We start from the raw sequence: 12,742 nt of genomic DNA, 5'->3' as shown, positions 1-12,742 counted from the left end.
CGACCCTACGCGGACTCCCACACCTCCACGTCCACCACGGCCGCCACCGGAATCGGCCCATAGATGTGCGGGAACTCCTCGCCCCCGGGCTTGACCGCCTCGTAGCGCACCGGCACGTCCAACCGTTCGGGATCGATGACCAGGAGCACCAGCTCGTCGGGGCCGTCGTACCCGCCGTACAGGAAGGAGGCGACCCCGGGGACCTGGTGCCGTAGCGAGCAGTGGATGAAGCCCTCCTCCTGGAGGGTGCGGCCACGGGTGGACATCTCGTACGCGCCGGACGCGCGCGCCGCGTCCCACAGGGAGCGCTCGGTGAGGTGCAACAAGGGTTCGGACATGCCCACACGCTACGGCCTCGGCCGGGCCGCCCGCGGCTTCGAGTAGCGCCGCTCGGGGAGCCCGAGAGTCCCGCGGGCGCGTCCCGCTCAGATGTCTCCGGCGCCGTCCAGGACGGGGCGGATGACCACCGGGTCGTTCGTGGCGCCCTCGGGTCCTGGGCAGCGGGTGACGCGCTCGGCGATCTCGGTGACCCGCTCCAGACTCGCGCACTCCAGGACCCAGTAGCCGGCGATCAGCTCCTTGGTCTCGCCGTACGGCCCGTCGGAGATGCCGGCCTTCCCGTCCTGCCCGGCCGTGACCAGGCGGGTCTGTGCCGGTTCGGCCAGCCCCTGCCCGTCGACGAGCTGACCGGACTTCGAGAGGTCGTCGTTGATCGCGCCCATGTACGCGTACATCGCCTGCAGCTCCTGCTCGCTCCAGGCCGGGGCGTGCGCGGAGCCCTTGCCCCGCGTGCCCTCGTAGCCCGTCGGCGTGCCCTGCACCATCACCAGGTACTTCATGAGTCGGCTTCCTCGGCTTCCTCATTTTTCCGCGACGGACTCCCCGGGATGCTCCCGGGGCTCCCCGGCGTCCCCGGTGTCCCTGCCGGGCTCGGCTCCGGTCGCGGGCACGGACCGGGACCCCGTGCCGCCTCCGGCTCCGGCTCCGGCTTTGGCGCCGCCGCCGGACCTGGCTCCGCCTCCGGCCCCGGGCCCGCCGACGTACGCCTCGCACTCCGGGTTGTGGCAGGGGCCGGGACCCCACACGGGAACGAACGCGCCCAGCGTCTTGTGGCGCCGCACGACGGTGGTGACCGGCTGCCGACAGGCGGGGCAGACATGCTCATCGGTGCCCATGCATTCAGGGTAGGGCGGGAGACGCTTCACCGCTTCCCGCTGTACGTCCGCATGAAGACGCCGCTCTTGAACGCGCGCGCCTCGGTCGAGCGGCGCCCCCGCGGGCCGCGCACCGCCGCCAGACGGATGCCGAACCCGCCGTCCTCCGACTTGCCCGATCAGACCCCCCGCCCGGGCTGCGGCTCGCGCCACATCGGCCACATCCGCGGACCGTCCGGCAGATCGAGAGGGCGCCCCGTGAGAGCGAAGCCGAGACGCTCGTAGAGGCGGCGGCTACCGGCGTTGCTCGCCTCCAGATAGGCGGGCAGACCCTCGCGGTCGCAGCGGTCGAGGACCGACCGGACGAGCGCGGTACCGAGGCCCTCGCCCTGACGCTCCGGCGCCACGCCGATCATCCACAGGTACTCGTGGGCGCGGCCCGCGGGGTGGATCCCGGCCGTCAGGCGGCCGATCAGCTCGACGCGCTCGTTGTCCGGGTCGACGGCCTCACGCAGCCGTACGGGACCGTCGTCCTCCTCGTCGGCGTGGCCTGCGTCGGCGGGCACGGGCAGCCACAGCGCGCACGCCGTGCCGTCCTCCGTGACGTCCACACGGCCCTCGGCGAGCACGACCTCGGTGAACATCCCCATCAGCCCGGGGTGCTTGGCGCGGCGGTGCGCCGCGTCCGGAAAGACCCAGACACTCACCGGGTCGTCCTGGAACGCCTCGTCGAGCAGCCGGGTGACCAGCTCCCGATCGCCCTCGTCCGCCGTCCGGATCACCACGCCCATGTCCCACCCTCTCGCCTCAACCGCCGCTGATCGTACGGCTGTTGCAGCCTAGGGCCTTCGGGCCTGTCCGGCCCTGGGAGGGGCGGGCCCCGCACACCGTGGGGATGCGCGGGACCCGCTCCGGCCGGAGCCCGGTGCCGTACGGAGGTCAGGTGCCGTACGGTCCTGGAGGCCCCGGGGTCTTCAACCGCCCTTCTGAAGGGTCGAACGGGTCATCCGAAGGGTCGAACGCGTCAGTTGCTGCGCCGCGTCACGAACTCCGCGAGCGCGAGGAGGCCGCCCGCCGCCTCCGGGTCGGGGATCGCCCGGGACAGCGCGTGCATCGCCCGCGACATCCGGTCGGCCGCCTGGAGCTGCGCCCAGTCACGGCCGCCCGCCCGCTCGACGGCCAGGACCGTGCGCTCCAACTCCCCTTCCTCGTAGGGAACTCCATACAGCTCGGCGAGTTCCGTCGCCGCCGGGGTGCCGGAGGCGAGCGCAGCGACCACGGGCAGCGACTTCTTGCGGGCGATGAGGTCCGCCCCGGCCGGCTTGCCGGTGCGGCTCGGGTCCCCCCAGATCCCGATCACGTCGTCGATCAGCTGGAAGGCGAGGCCGGCCTCCCGGCCGAACGCGTCCAGCGCGTCGACGTCCTGCTCGTCCGCGCCCGCGTACAGCCCGCCGAGCGCACACGCGCAGCCGAGCAGCGCGCCGGTCTTGGCCTCGGCCATGGCGAGCACTTCGTCGAGGGTGACCTCGGCGGGTCCGCGCTTCTCCATGGCCGTGTCCGCGTGCTGCCCCTCGCACAGCTCGACGACACAGGAAGCGAGCCGGGCGGCGGCGGCCTGGGACGCCGGGTGCGAGTCCTCGGCGAGCATCCGCTGGGCGAGCGCCTGCATGGCGTCCCCGGCGAGGATCGCGTCGGCGTCGCCGAACACGGTCCACGCGGTGGGGCGGTGTCTGCGGGTGGTGTCCCGGTCCATGACGTCGTCGTGCAACAGCGTGAAGTTGTGGATCAACTCCACGGCGGCCGCCGCCTGTACGGCGGCCTCGTGCTGACCGCCGAGCGCTCCCGTGGCGGTGAGCACCAGGGCCGGGCGGATCGCCTTGCCCGCGTTGCCCGCCGCCGGGGTGCCGTCCGCGTGCTCCCAGCCGAAGTGGTAGAGCGCGATCCGGCGCATGGATCCCGGCAGCGAGTCGACGGCCCTGCGCAGCGCGGGGTCGACGGACGCCCGCGCGTACTCCAGGATGCCCGTCGCCTCCTGTCCGTCCACCGGGCCGGGCGCGACCTGCCGATCCATGGGCCTCCCGTCCGCGGAACCGCCGTCCGAGGGCCTGCCTTCCGTGGGCTTGCCGATGCGGCCCCGCCTGTCCAGGGTCTCGGCCGGACTCCGCCTCGTCCCCGGTGTTCCCGCCTGATCGGGCGGGAACACGGCGGCGGGCGTCGGGAAGGTCACCGCCAGCGGCCGATCTCGACGTTCTCCAGGATGCCGAGGGCGTCCGGCACGAGAACCGCCGCCGAGTAGTACGCCGTCACCAGGTAGGAGATGATCGCCTGTTCGTTGATCCCCATGAAGCGCACCGACAGGCTCGGCTCGATCTCGTCGGGGATGCCCGCCTGCTGGAGGCCGATGACACCCTGCTCGGCCTCGCCGGTACGCATGGCGATGATCGAGGTCGTACGGGCGTCGCTGACGGGGATCTTGTTGCACGGGAACAGCGGCACACCGCGCCAGGTCGGGATGCGGTTGCCCGCGATCTCGACGCTCTCGGGGACCAGCCCACGCTTGTTGCACTCGCGGCCGAACGCGGAGATCGCGCGCGGGTGGGCGAGGAACAGCTTGGTGCCACGCCGGCGGCTGAGCAGCTCGTCCAGGTCGTCGGGGCTGGGCACCCCGTCGTGCGGCTGGAGCCGCTGGTCGTACTCGCAGTTGTTGAGCAGTCCGAACTCCCGGTTGTTGATGAGCTCGTGCTCCTGGCGCTCCTTCAGCGCCTCGACGGTGAGGCGGAGCTGCTGCTCCGTCTGGTTCATCGGCTGGTTGTAGAGATCGGCCACACGCGTGTGCAGGCGCAGCACGGTCTGGGCGATGCTCAGTTCGTACTCGCGCGGTGCGGCCTCGTAGTCCACGAAGGTGCCGGGGATGTCCTGCTCCCCGGTGTGGCCGGCCGCGAGGTCGATCTCCTTCTCGCCGTACTTGTTGGTGCGCTGCTCCGGAATCGCGCGCAGCGACGTGAGGTGCTCGCGCAGGGCGTCGGAGCGCTCGGCGACCTGCTCGAGGTCCTGGCGGGGCAGCGCGAGCACGGTGACCGCGGTGACGGCGCGGGCCGTGTACTCCCAGATGGCGTCCGGGTCGATGAGCGCCTGCTCGCCGAAGTACGCGCCGTCGGCGAGGACGCCGAGGACCGCGTCGTCGCCGTACGGGCCGGTGCCGATCTTCTCCACCTTGCCGTGCGCGAGCAGAAACACCTCGTCGGACGGGCTGCCGAACGAGGCGAGCACTTCGCCCGGTACGAACTCCCGCTGCTGGCATCGCTGGGCGAGCTCGCCCAGCACCTCCTGATCCTCGAACGAGCGGAGCACGGACAGCTCGCCGAGCTCCGCGGGGATGACCTGCACACGGTCACCGGTCTTCACGAACGTCACGCGGCCGTCGCCCACGGAGTAGCTGAGCCGCCGGTTCACGCGGTACGTGCCACCCTGCACGTTCACCCACGGGAGCATGCGCAGCAGCCACCGTGAGCTGATCTCCTGCATCTGGGGTGCGGACTTGGTGGTGGTGGCCAGGTTCCGCGCGGCCGATGTGCCGAGACTCTGCTGCGGCTTGCCCTGACCCGCACGGACCTCTTCGCCTACCGACATGAAAATTGCCCTCCCGGTCGTGCACTGATCTGCGCCGACCAGCCTTCCATCACGGAGCGTGCCCGTGCTATTACACGAATGAGCGGGAATGGATCACGGGGGATTGGGCAGAGGATCCGCTTTTGTCGATCGATCGAACAGACGGTGCCGTCGCCCTCGAACAGCCGCAGCCCTCGCCTTCGAACAGCGCGGAGCCGTTGCGAGCGGGAACTCCGAGATCAGGCCAACCGTTTGACGCGGTGACGGACGACGACAGGAGACGGCAATGGCAGGCTTCCTGGACCGCGCCAAGGAACAGGCGCAGCGAGGGCTCACTCAGGGCAAGCAGAAGCTCGACGAGGTGCAGGCGCAGCGTGCGGGCGGCGACCTCCTGAAGAAACTGGGCGCGGCGTACTACGCGGAGCGGCGCGGCAGCGGCTCCCCCGAGGCGACCCAGCAGGCCCTGCAGGCGCTGGAGAGCCACATCGCCGTGAACGGGGACGCGTTCCTGCGCTCCTGACGGGTCTCGCGGACGCACCGCAGACACACTGCCGACGCACCGCGAAGGCGCCGTGAACGCGCTGGTCAGACGCGCCCGCGCCCCTGACCGGATCGACTCGCACGCCGTACGAACGGCTGGGCCGGAGCCCCGGGTTCCGGGTACAAGCTGCGGTACGAGACGGCCGCGACCGGTGGCCGCCGCGCAGTGCGAAGGAGGCGGTCATGGCCCCACCCATGTCCGCGGGCGGTTTCCTGAACCGGCTCGGGGAGGAAGGCGTCACCGTCGTCGAGGTCGGCGACTGGGAGCATCACAACCGCAATCACAAGGGGCCCTGGGGTCCGGTGTACGGCGTGATGATCCACCACTCGGTGACGTCGGGCAGCGAGCACACCGTCGGGATCTGCCGTGCGGGCCGCCCGGACCTGCCCGGTCCGCTGTGCCACGGCGTCATCACCAAGGACGGTGTCCTGCACCTCGTGGGCTACGGCCGGGCCAACCACGCGGGCCTGGGTGACGACGACGTGCTGCGCGCCGTGATCGCGGAGAAGGCGCTCCCACCGGACGACGAGGCGAACACCGACGGCAACCGCCACTTCTACGGCTTCGAGTGCGAGAACCTCGGCGACGGAAGGGATCCGTGGCCCGAGGTGCAGCTGGAGGCCATCGAGAAGGTCGCGGCCGCGATCTGCCGCCACCACGGCTGGACGGAGCGTTCGGTCATCGGCCACCTGGAGTGGCAGCCGGGCAAGGTCGACCCGCGCGGCTTCACGATGGCCTCGATGAGAGAGCGCGTCCGCGACCGCCTCAAGTGACGGACGGGCACGGGGTGGCCGCCCGTATACCGGACAGGTGTCCGACAATGGTGGGGTGCCCAGCCCCACACCCCCGGACGACCCCACCACCCCGGACGGCCCGACCACCCCGGCCACTCCGGACGTCCCCGAAGCGCTCGACCCGACGGTGCTGCGGCCGAGGCTGCCCTCGCCGCTGTGGCAGGTCGAGGACGAGCGCTTCACGCGCCGTGGCGTGCGGCTGCTGCTCAAGCGGGACGACCTGATCCACCCGGAGCTGATCGGCAACAAGTGGCGCAAGCTCGCCCCGAACCTCCGCGCGGCGGCGGGCCGCACGGTGGTCACGTTCGGCGGCGCGTACTCCAACCATCTGCGCGCCACCGCCGCCGCGGGCCGCCTCCTAGGGCTGACGACCGTGGGGGTGGTCCGCGGCCAGGAGCTGGCCGACCGCCCCCTCAACCCCTCACTGACCCGCTGCGCGGCCGACGGCATGCGACTGCACTTCGTCGACAGATCGACGTATCGCCGCAAGGGCGAACCGGAGACGCTGGCCGCCCTGCTGCGCTCGGTGGGCGCCGAGGACGCGTACGTCGTCCCGGAGGGCGGCAGCAATTCCCTTGCCGTACGCGGCTGCCGGGAACTCGGCGCGGAGCTGCGGGGCCATGACGGTGTCCACGTGGCCGCGCTGGCCTGCGGCACCGGCGGCACCCTCGCCGGCCTGGCCGCCGGCCTCGCCCCCGACCAGCGGGCCCTGGGGATCCCCGTCCTCAAGGGCGGCTTCCTGGGGAGTGACATAAGCGCCCTCCAGGAAGCCGCCTTCGGTGGCCGGCGCGGCACCTGGTCACTCGACGACCGCTTCCACTTCGGCGGCTACGCCCGCACCACGCCCGAACTCGACACCTTCGCCGCGGACTTCGAACAGCGCCACGGCCTGCCCGTGGAACATCTCTATGTCGCCAAGTTGCTCTACGGACTTGTCACCCTGGTGGAGGAGGGGGCGTTCGTGCGGGGGACGACGGTGGCGGCGGTGATCACGGGGGCGCCGCTCTGAGCCCTCGTACGGCGCCTCACGCTGCTTCCCGGTAGGCCGCCGCCTCCTCCAGGTCGAGTCTGCGCAGGAGCGTGCGGAGCATTTCGTCGTCGATGTAGCGGTGGTCGCGGAGTTTCACGAACATCTCGCGTTCGGCGCTGATCATCTCGCGGGACAGGCGGCGGTAGGTGTCGTCGGCGGTCTCCCCGGTCACCGGGTTGACGGCGCCGAGCCGCTCCCAGACGGCGTTGCGGCGGCGTTCCAGGACCGAGCGGAGCCGGTCGGCGAGCGGCGGGGGCAGGGCGTTGCGCTCGTCGGTGAGGAGTGCGTCGAGGCGCTCCTCGGCGACCCGGGACGCCTGCGCCTGGGCGTTCGCCTCGGCGAGCGTCTCGGCCTGGACGTCGCGCCCCGGCAGCTTCAGCAGGCGGATGAGAGGGGGCAGGGTCAGCCCCTGGACGACCAGGGTCCCGATCACGGTGGTGAAGGTGAGGAAGAGGAGCAGGTTGCGATCGGGGAAGGAGGCACCACCGTGCACGGTGAGCGGGATGGAGAAGGCGATGGCGAGCGAGACCACCCCGCGCATGCCGGCCCAGCCGATGACGAACGGGCCCTTCCAGGTGGGGGACCCCTCGCGCTCCCGGATGCGCGCCGACAGGAGCCGTGGCAGGAAGGTGGCCGGATAGACCCACACGAACCGGGCGGCGACCACGACCAGGAAGACGGCCACCGCATACCAGGCGGCCTGGGCTCCCTGGTACTGGCCGAGGCCTTTGAGGACGACCGGCAGTTGCAGTCCGATCAGGGCGAACACCGCCGACTCCAGGACGAACGCGACCATCTTCCACACCGCCTCCTCCTGGAGCCGGGTCGCGAAGTCCACCTCCCAGGCACGGTGCCCGAGGTAGAGCGCGACGACGACCACCGCGAGCACTCCGGAAGCGTGCACCTGCTCGGCGATCCCGTAGGCGACGAAGGGGATCAACAAGGAGAGGGTGTTCTGGAGAAGCGCCTCATTCAGGTGCGTGCGCAACCAGTGGATCGGAACCATCAGGACGAGACCGACGACCACACCCCCGACCGCCGCGAGGAGGAACTCACGGACACCGCCCGCCCAGGTCGCGCCCTCGCCGACCGCGGCGGCGAGGGCCACCTTGTAGGCGGTGATCGCAGTCGCGTCGTTCACCAGGGACTCGCCCTGAAGGATCGTGGTGATCCGCGAGGGCAGCCCCACCCGGCGCGCCACCGCCGTGGCCGCCACCGCGTCCGGCGGCGCCACCACCGCTCCGAAGACCAGCGCCGCGGGCAGCGGCAGGCTCGGCACGATCAGATAGGCGGCCCAGCCGACGGCCAGCGTCGCGAAGAGCACGTACCCCACCGACAACAGCGCGATGGGCCGCATGTGCGCCCGAAGATCGAGGTACGAACTGTCGGTGGCCGCCGTGTACAGCAGCGGGGGCAGCACCAGCGGGAGCACGATCTCCGGGTCGAGTTCGTATCCGGGCACTCCAGGGACGTACGAGACGGCCAGGCCCGCCGCGACGAGCAACAGCGGCGCCGGCACCGGGGTACGACGGGCGAGCCCGGCGACCGCGGCGCTCCCCGCGACCAGCAACAGCAGTGGCAATACGTCCATCGTCTTCCGCCCGCCCTCGTTTTCGCGCGACATGCCGCACGCCCGACGTAACCTGGCAATCATGAAACAGTGCACGCACGCCGACGAGCTGCCGCACCCCGAACCCGGACCGCTGAGCGAGACGTGCCTGGAGTGCCAGGCCGCCGGTACGCATCCGGTGCAGTTGCGGCTGTGTCTGAGCTGCGGGCACCTCGGCTGCTGCGACTCCTCGCCGCTGCGGCACGCGACGGAGCATTTCAAGGAGACCGGACACCCCGTGATGCGGACCTTCGAACCCGGTGAGAGCTGGCGCTGGTGCTTCGTCGACCACGTACTGGCGTGACCCACGGCCCGGACGGTTCGACCGTCTGACGCCTGGGTACGTCAACCCGGCGCGCGCTCTTCCTATTTGGGCCCGCAGACCCCTAGCCACTGTGCGTACTCGTAGGCTTACTATGAGTGACAGCAAGGGGCGGGGTCCCCAGGACAGGAAAGTTGGGAGCGCGGTAGCGTCACCGCTGAACCACCTAGCGCGTTACCCCGGGGGGCGACCCTCGGCCCCCGAAAAGAGCTCGAAAGAGCTTGTACCACCTTGGAGGTGAGGGTGTCCCAGATCGCAGGCGAGCCCGCGACGAAGGACTTCGTGGAAGTCCGGCTGCCGGCCGCGGGTGCCTACCTGTCGGTGCTGCGTACGGCTACGGCCGGTCTCGCGGCGCGTTTGGACTTCACCCTCGACGAGATCGAGGACCTCCGCATCGCGGTGGACGAGGCCTGCGCGATTCTGTTGCAGCAGGCCGTCCCCGGATCGGTGCTCAGCTGTGTCTTCCGGCTCATCGACGACTCGCTCGAGGTGACGGTCTCAGCTCCGACCACCGATGGTCACGCTCCGTCACGGGACACGTTCGCGTGGACCGTCCTGTCGGCGCTCGCGGGCAAGGTCGACTCCACCGTCGCCGAGGACAAGACCGTTTCGATCAGCCTCTACAAACAGCGCGGCGCGGGACCCGGGCCGGCGTGAGGAACGGGGACGGGCCGGTGCGGGACGAAGAGCGCGGCACACGGGAGCTTCCCACCGGACGCGTCGACGGCCTCGACGGGCCGCGGCGCGCGGTGGAAGGCGTCGACGGCATCCCCGAACAGGCCCGGCCGCACCCGGAGGACGCACAGGAGAGCCTCTCCGGCCAGGACGACGGGCAACGGGATCCGGAGGGTGCCGCGCCGAGCACGTCCTCGGAAGGGCGGCGGCTGGTGACGGGCGGGACTATGAGCGAGCACGAGCGACACGACAAGCCAGGGGTGCAGAGCGTGCAGGGCACGCAGCAAGGGCCGAGCGCCCAGCACATCCAGCACGACCCGCAGGACCGCAGCGGCGCGCGGGCGATGTTCATCGAGCTGCGCAAGCTGCAGGACGGCAGCGCGGAGTACGCGGAGCTGCGCAATCAGCTGGTCCGCATGCACCTCCCGCTCGTCGAGCACCTCGCGCGCCGCTTCCGCAACCGCGGTGAGCCGCTGGACGACCTCACCCAGGTCGCGACCATCGGCCTGATCAAGTCGGTCGACCGCTTCGACCCGGAGCGCGGCGTCGAGTTCTCCACGTACGCGACTCCGACGGTCGTCGGTGAGATCAAGCGGCACTTCCGCGACAAGGGCTGGGCGGTGCGGGTGCCGCGGCGCCTGCAGGAACTGCGCCTGGCCCTGACGACGGCGACGGCCGAGCTGTCGCAACAGCACGGGCGCTCTCCCACGGTCCACGAGCTGGCCGAGAAGCTGGCCATCTCGGAGGAGGAGGTCCTGGAGGGCCTGGAGTCCGCCAACGCGTACTCCACGCTGTCGCTGGACGTCCCCGACACGGACGACGAGTCCCCGGCGGTAGCGGACACGCTGGGTGCCGAGGACGAGGCCCTGGAGGGCGTCGAGTACCGGGAGTCGTTGAAGCCCCTGCTCGAGGACCTCCCCCCGCGAGAGAAGCGGATCCTGCTCCTTCGCTTCTTCGGCAACATGACCCAGTCGCAGATCGCACAGGAGGTCGGCATCTCCCAGATGCATGTCTCCCGCCTGCTGGCCCGCACCCTCGCTCAGCTCCGCGAAAAGCTCCTGGTCGAGGAGTAACCGGGCAGCCGCCGAGCGGGGGCGTCGCCACGGAGTCCCCGGTAGGCGGACGAGCCCGGCCCTCCGGGCGCGGATCCCGCCTTTTCAGCGGGCGCGCAACTGGTGTGGATCCCGCCGGCAGGCCGAAGCTACTTGGTTTCCTCGGCGGCACCGGGGCCACGGATGCCCAGCGCCCGGGTGGTCTCGGGATTGACGAGCAGGACCAGCGCCGTGAGCGCGACCGCCGCGAGGGCGATTCCGGCGGGGATCGCCACGCTGTCCGCCTGGAGCAGGCTGTAGGCGACGGGCAGCGCCATGATCTGGGTGATGACCGCGGGCCCCCGGCTCCAGCTGCGGCGCAGCAGCAGGCCGCGGGCGGCCAGCAGGGGCAGCAGCGCGAGCACGATCAGCGTCACACCCAGGGTCACGCCCTGCTGCCGGTCTCCCGAGTCACTCGTGGCCCCCAGGACGAGCATCCACACGCCCCCCACGGCGAGCACCAGCCCCTCCAGCCCGGCCAGCGCGGCCGCGGCGGTCAGCCGTCCGGGACGGGGCTCTGCGGAGGGGGCGTCAGGGGTGGGGATCTGCTCAGCGCTCACCCCCGAAGGGTATCCCTCGGGCCCCGGCGCGCGGCCCGACCCCGCCCGCCACCCCACCGCGTCCCGCACCTGACCGTGTCGAGACTCACGTCCCCATCTCTTACCGGATCCCTACTCTGTCTGGGACCAGTACCCCTCGGTAGGTACGCTGCATCGCATGCGTGCACTTCTCGTGGTCAATCCGGCAGCTACCACCACGAGTGCGCGCACGCGCGATGTCTTGATCCACGCGCTGGCGAGCGAGATGAAGCTCGAGGTGGTCACGACCGAGTACCGCGGGCATGCCCGGGACCTCGGTCGGCAGGCCGGGGAGAGCGACGACATAGAACTGGTGGTCGCACTCGGCGGCGACGGCACCGTCAACGAGGTCGTGAACGGTCTCCTGCACAACGGCCCCGACCTGGACCGTCTGCCCCGCCTCGCGGTGGTCCCCGGCGGCTCCACCAATGTCTTCGCCCGCGCCCTGGGCCTGCCCAACGACGCCGTGGAGGCCACCGGCGCCCTGTTGGACGCGCTCAGAGAGGACCGTGAGCGCGCGATCGGCCTCGGTCTCGCCGCGGGTACCCCGGGCACCGAGGACGAAGCCGTCCCCTCCCGCTGGTTCACCTTCTGCGCGGGACTCGGCTTCGACGCGGGGGTGATCGGCCGGGTCGAACAGCAGCGCGAGCGCGGCAAGCGTTCCACCCACGCCCTCTATTTGCGCCAAGTGGCACGTCAGTTTTTGGACGAACCTCACCGCAGACACGGAACGATCACACTGGAGCAGCCCGGCCAGGACCCGGTCACCGATCTCGTGATGTCCATAATCTGCAACACCTCGCCCTGGACGTTTCTCGGCAATCGTCCGGTGTACGCGTCACCTAAGGCTTCGTTCGATACCGGGCTCGACGTACTCGCTCTCAACCGCATGTCGACGGCCTCGGCCGCCCGGTATGCCACCCAGTTGCTCACTTCGTCCCCCGAGCGCGGACCCCACGGCAGGCACGCCCTGTCCCTGCACGACCTGACCGACTTCACCTTGCATTCGAAGGCGCCGCTCCCCCTCCAGATGGACGGCGACCACCTGGGACTGCGCACTAGCGTGACGTTCACAGGCGTACGCCGTGCACTGCGTGTGATTGTGTGAGCGGAAGGGCCCAAAGTCCTTTCACTCGAACGTTTAGACCAGGGTCCACCCCATGGAAGTACGGCTGTGACCTAGTCGACACCGAGGAATCAAAAAAAACTTTCCAGAAGGGGTTGTATCCGCCGCTGAGGTTTGCGAGTCTCTACGTGGCGATCGGGACGGCCCGCAACATCGGCCCCACAGAGAGCCAGAACCCCTCCTCAAATCACAGGACCACGTCAGGGAATCCTG

At 70.7% G+C, this 12,742-nt stretch carries 15 protein-coding genes; 7 read left to right on the top strand and 8 right to left on the bottom strand.

Going from position 1 to position 12,742, the window contains the following annotated elements:
* Positions 1 to 5 precede the first annotated feature (5 nt).
* From AAFF41_RS31295 to AAFF41_RS31270, 6 genes are all read right to left on the bottom strand, one after another.
* Positions 6 to 338 carry a DUF952 domain-containing protein gene (locus tag AAFF41_RS31295; RefSeq protein WP_060898647.1) on the bottom strand — a complete coding sequence of 111 codons (333 nt, stop codon included), beginning with the start codon at positions 336 to 338 and terminating at the stop codon, positions 6 to 8.
* 87 nt (positions 339 to 425) lie between these two features.
* Positions 426 to 839, bottom strand: a complete 414-nt coding sequence (locus tag AAFF41_RS31290) for a YciI family protein (protein WP_319746391.1) — start codon at positions 837 to 839, stop codon at positions 426 to 428.
* Between the two features lie 21 nt (positions 840 to 860).
* Positions 861 to 1,175, bottom strand: a complete 315-nt coding sequence (locus AAFF41_RS31285; RefSeq protein WP_343326500.1) for a hypothetical protein — start codon at positions 1,173 to 1,175, stop codon at positions 861 to 863.
* Between the two features lie 158 nt (positions 1,176 to 1,333).
* On the bottom strand, positions 1,334 to 1,945 hold the full coding sequence (locus tag AAFF41_RS31280) for a GNAT family N-acetyltransferase (RefSeq protein WP_054228123.1): 612 nt from the start codon (positions 1,943 to 1,945) through the stop codon (positions 1,334 to 1,336).
* A gap of 233 nt (positions 1,946 to 2,178) precedes the next feature.
* Positions 2,179 to 3,225: a family 2 encapsulin nanocompartment cargo protein polyprenyl transferase gene (locus AAFF41_RS31275; RefSeq protein ID WP_319746395.1), complete on the bottom strand. Its 1,047-nt coding sequence runs from the start codon at positions 3,223 to 3,225 to the stop codon at positions 2,179 to 2,181.
* Between the two features lie 152 nt (positions 3,226 to 3,377).
* Positions 3,378 to 4,784: a family 2B encapsulin nanocompartment shell protein gene (locus AAFF41_RS31270; RefSeq protein ID WP_319746397.1), complete on the bottom strand. Its 1,407-nt coding sequence runs from the start codon at positions 4,782 to 4,784 to the stop codon at positions 3,378 to 3,380.
* 265 nt (positions 4,785 to 5,049) lie between these two features.
* Between AAFF41_RS31270 and AAFF41_RS31265 the strand changes: the two genes are divergently transcribed.
* The 3 genes from AAFF41_RS31265 to AAFF41_RS31255 all read left to right on the top strand — a co-directional run bounded on the left by AAFF41_RS31265 (position 5,050) and on the right by AAFF41_RS31255 (position 7,107).
* On the top strand, positions 5,050 to 5,283 hold the full coding sequence (locus tag AAFF41_RS31265) for a hypothetical protein (RefSeq protein WP_054228125.1): 234 nt from the start codon (positions 5,050 to 5,052) through the stop codon (positions 5,281 to 5,283).
* Between the two features lie 203 nt (positions 5,284 to 5,486).
* Positions 5,487 to 6,077 carry an N-acetylmuramoyl-L-alanine amidase gene (locus tag AAFF41_RS31260; RefSeq protein ID WP_319746401.1) on the top strand — a complete coding sequence of 197 codons (591 nt, stop codon included), beginning with the start codon at positions 5,487 to 5,489 and terminating at the stop codon, positions 6,075 to 6,077.
* A 148-nt stretch (positions 6,078 to 6,225) separates the two neighbouring features.
* Positions 6,226 to 7,107, top strand: a complete 882-nt coding sequence (locus AAFF41_RS31255) for a 1-aminocyclopropane-1-carboxylate deaminase/D-cysteine desulfhydrase (protein WP_343326381.1) — start codon at positions 6,226 to 6,228, stop codon at positions 7,105 to 7,107.
* A gap of 16 nt (positions 7,108 to 7,123) precedes the next feature.
* Here AAFF41_RS31255 and AAFF41_RS31250 read toward each other — a convergent pair whose 3' ends face one another.
* Positions 7,124 to 8,719: a Na+/H+ antiporter gene (locus tag AAFF41_RS31250; RefSeq protein WP_319746403.1), complete on the bottom strand. Its 1,596-nt coding sequence runs from the start codon at positions 8,717 to 8,719 to the stop codon at positions 7,124 to 7,126.
* A gap of 61 nt (positions 8,720 to 8,780) precedes the next feature.
* Here AAFF41_RS31250 and AAFF41_RS31245 point away from each other — a divergent pair, with 61 nt between their 5' ends.
* The 3 genes from AAFF41_RS31245 to AAFF41_RS31235 all read left to right on the top strand — a co-directional run bounded on the left by AAFF41_RS31245 (position 8,781) and on the right by AAFF41_RS31235 (position 10,807).
* Entirely contained in the window at positions 8,781 to 9,041 is a 261-nt protein-coding gene (locus AAFF41_RS31245; RefSeq protein ID WP_054228128.1) for a UBP-type zinc finger domain-containing protein, read from the top strand.
* 261 nt (positions 9,042 to 9,302) lie between these two features.
* Positions 9,303 to 9,716 (top strand): ATP-binding protein, encoded by a 414-nt coding sequence (locus tag AAFF41_RS31240; protein ID WP_054228129.1) that lies wholly within the window; start codon positions 9,303 to 9,305, stop codon positions 9,714 to 9,716.
* A gap of 17 nt (positions 9,717 to 9,733) precedes the next feature.
* Complete coding sequence (locus tag AAFF41_RS31235; protein ID WP_388407427.1) at positions 9,734 to 10,807, top strand: RNA polymerase sigma factor SigF; 1,074 nt, start codon at positions 9,734 to 9,736, stop codon at positions 10,805 to 10,807.
* A 128-nt stretch (positions 10,808 to 10,935) separates the two neighbouring features.
* On the opposite strand, the gene AAFF41_RS31230 is transcribed toward AAFF41_RS31235, so the two are convergent.
* Positions 10,936 to 11,385, bottom strand: coding sequence for a hypothetical protein (locus tag AAFF41_RS31230; RefSeq protein WP_343324979.1), 450 nt, complete (start codon positions 11,383 to 11,385; stop codon positions 10,936 to 10,938).
* A 157-nt stretch (positions 11,386 to 11,542) separates the two neighbouring features.
* Here AAFF41_RS31230 and AAFF41_RS31225 point away from each other — a divergent pair, with 157 nt between their 5' ends.
* A complete protein-coding gene (locus AAFF41_RS31225; RefSeq protein ID WP_319746408.1) occupies positions 11,543 to 12,511 on the top strand; it encodes a diacylglycerol/lipid kinase family protein in 969 nt (322 codons plus the stop codon).
* Positions 12,512 to 12,742 lie beyond the last annotated feature (231 nt).

This window comes from Streptomyces mirabilis (genome assembly GCF_039503195.1).
Lineage (GTDB): Bacteria > Actinomycetota > Actinomycetes > Streptomycetales > Streptomycetaceae > Streptomyces > Streptomyces mirabilis_D.
The sequence above is the reverse complement of the archived record's forward strand: the minus strand, read 5'-3'. Positions and strand labels throughout refer to the sequence as shown.

Excerpts from the sequence above, each read along its gene's own strand:
- AAFF41_RS31295 (WP_060898647.1), bottom strand. The coding sequence starts at position 338 with ATGTCCGAACCCTTGTTGCACCTCACCGAGCGCTCCCTGTGGGACGCG.
- AAFF41_RS31290 (WP_319746391.1), bottom strand. The coding sequence starts at position 839 with ATGAAGTACCTGGTGATGGTGCAGGGCACGCCGACGGGCTACGAGGGC.
- AAFF41_RS31285 (WP_343326500.1), bottom strand. The coding sequence starts at position 1,175 with ATGGGCACCGATGAGCATGTCTGCCCCGCCTGTCGGCAGCCGGTCACC.
- AAFF41_RS31280 (WP_054228123.1), bottom strand. The coding sequence starts at position 1,945 with ATGGGCGTGGTGATCCGGACGGCGGACGAGGGCGATCGGGAGCTGGTC.
- AAFF41_RS31275 (WP_319746395.1), bottom strand. The coding sequence starts at position 3,225 with ATGGATCGGCAGGTCGCGCCCGGCCCGGTGGACGGACAGGAGGCGACG.
- AAFF41_RS31270 (WP_319746397.1), bottom strand. The coding sequence starts at position 4,784 with ATGTCGGTAGGCGAAGAGGTCCGTGCGGGTCAGGGCAAGCCGCAGCAG.
- AAFF41_RS31265 (WP_054228125.1), top strand. The coding sequence starts at position 5,050 with ATGGCAGGCTTCCTGGACCGCGCCAAGGAACAGGCGCAGCGAGGGCTC.
- AAFF41_RS31260 (WP_319746401.1), top strand. The coding sequence starts at position 5,487 with ATGGCCCCACCCATGTCCGCGGGCGGTTTCCTGAACCGGCTCGGGGAG.
- AAFF41_RS31250 (WP_319746403.1), bottom strand. The coding sequence starts at position 8,719 with ATGGACGTATTGCCACTGCTGTTGCTGGTCGCGGGGAGCGCCGCGGTC.
- AAFF41_RS31245 (WP_054228128.1), top strand. The coding sequence starts at position 8,781 with ATGAAACAGTGCACGCACGCCGACGAGCTGCCGCACCCCGAACCCGGA.
- AAFF41_RS31225 (WP_319746408.1), top strand. The coding sequence starts at position 11,543 with ATGCGTGCACTTCTCGTGGTCAATCCGGCAGCTACCACCACGAGTGCG.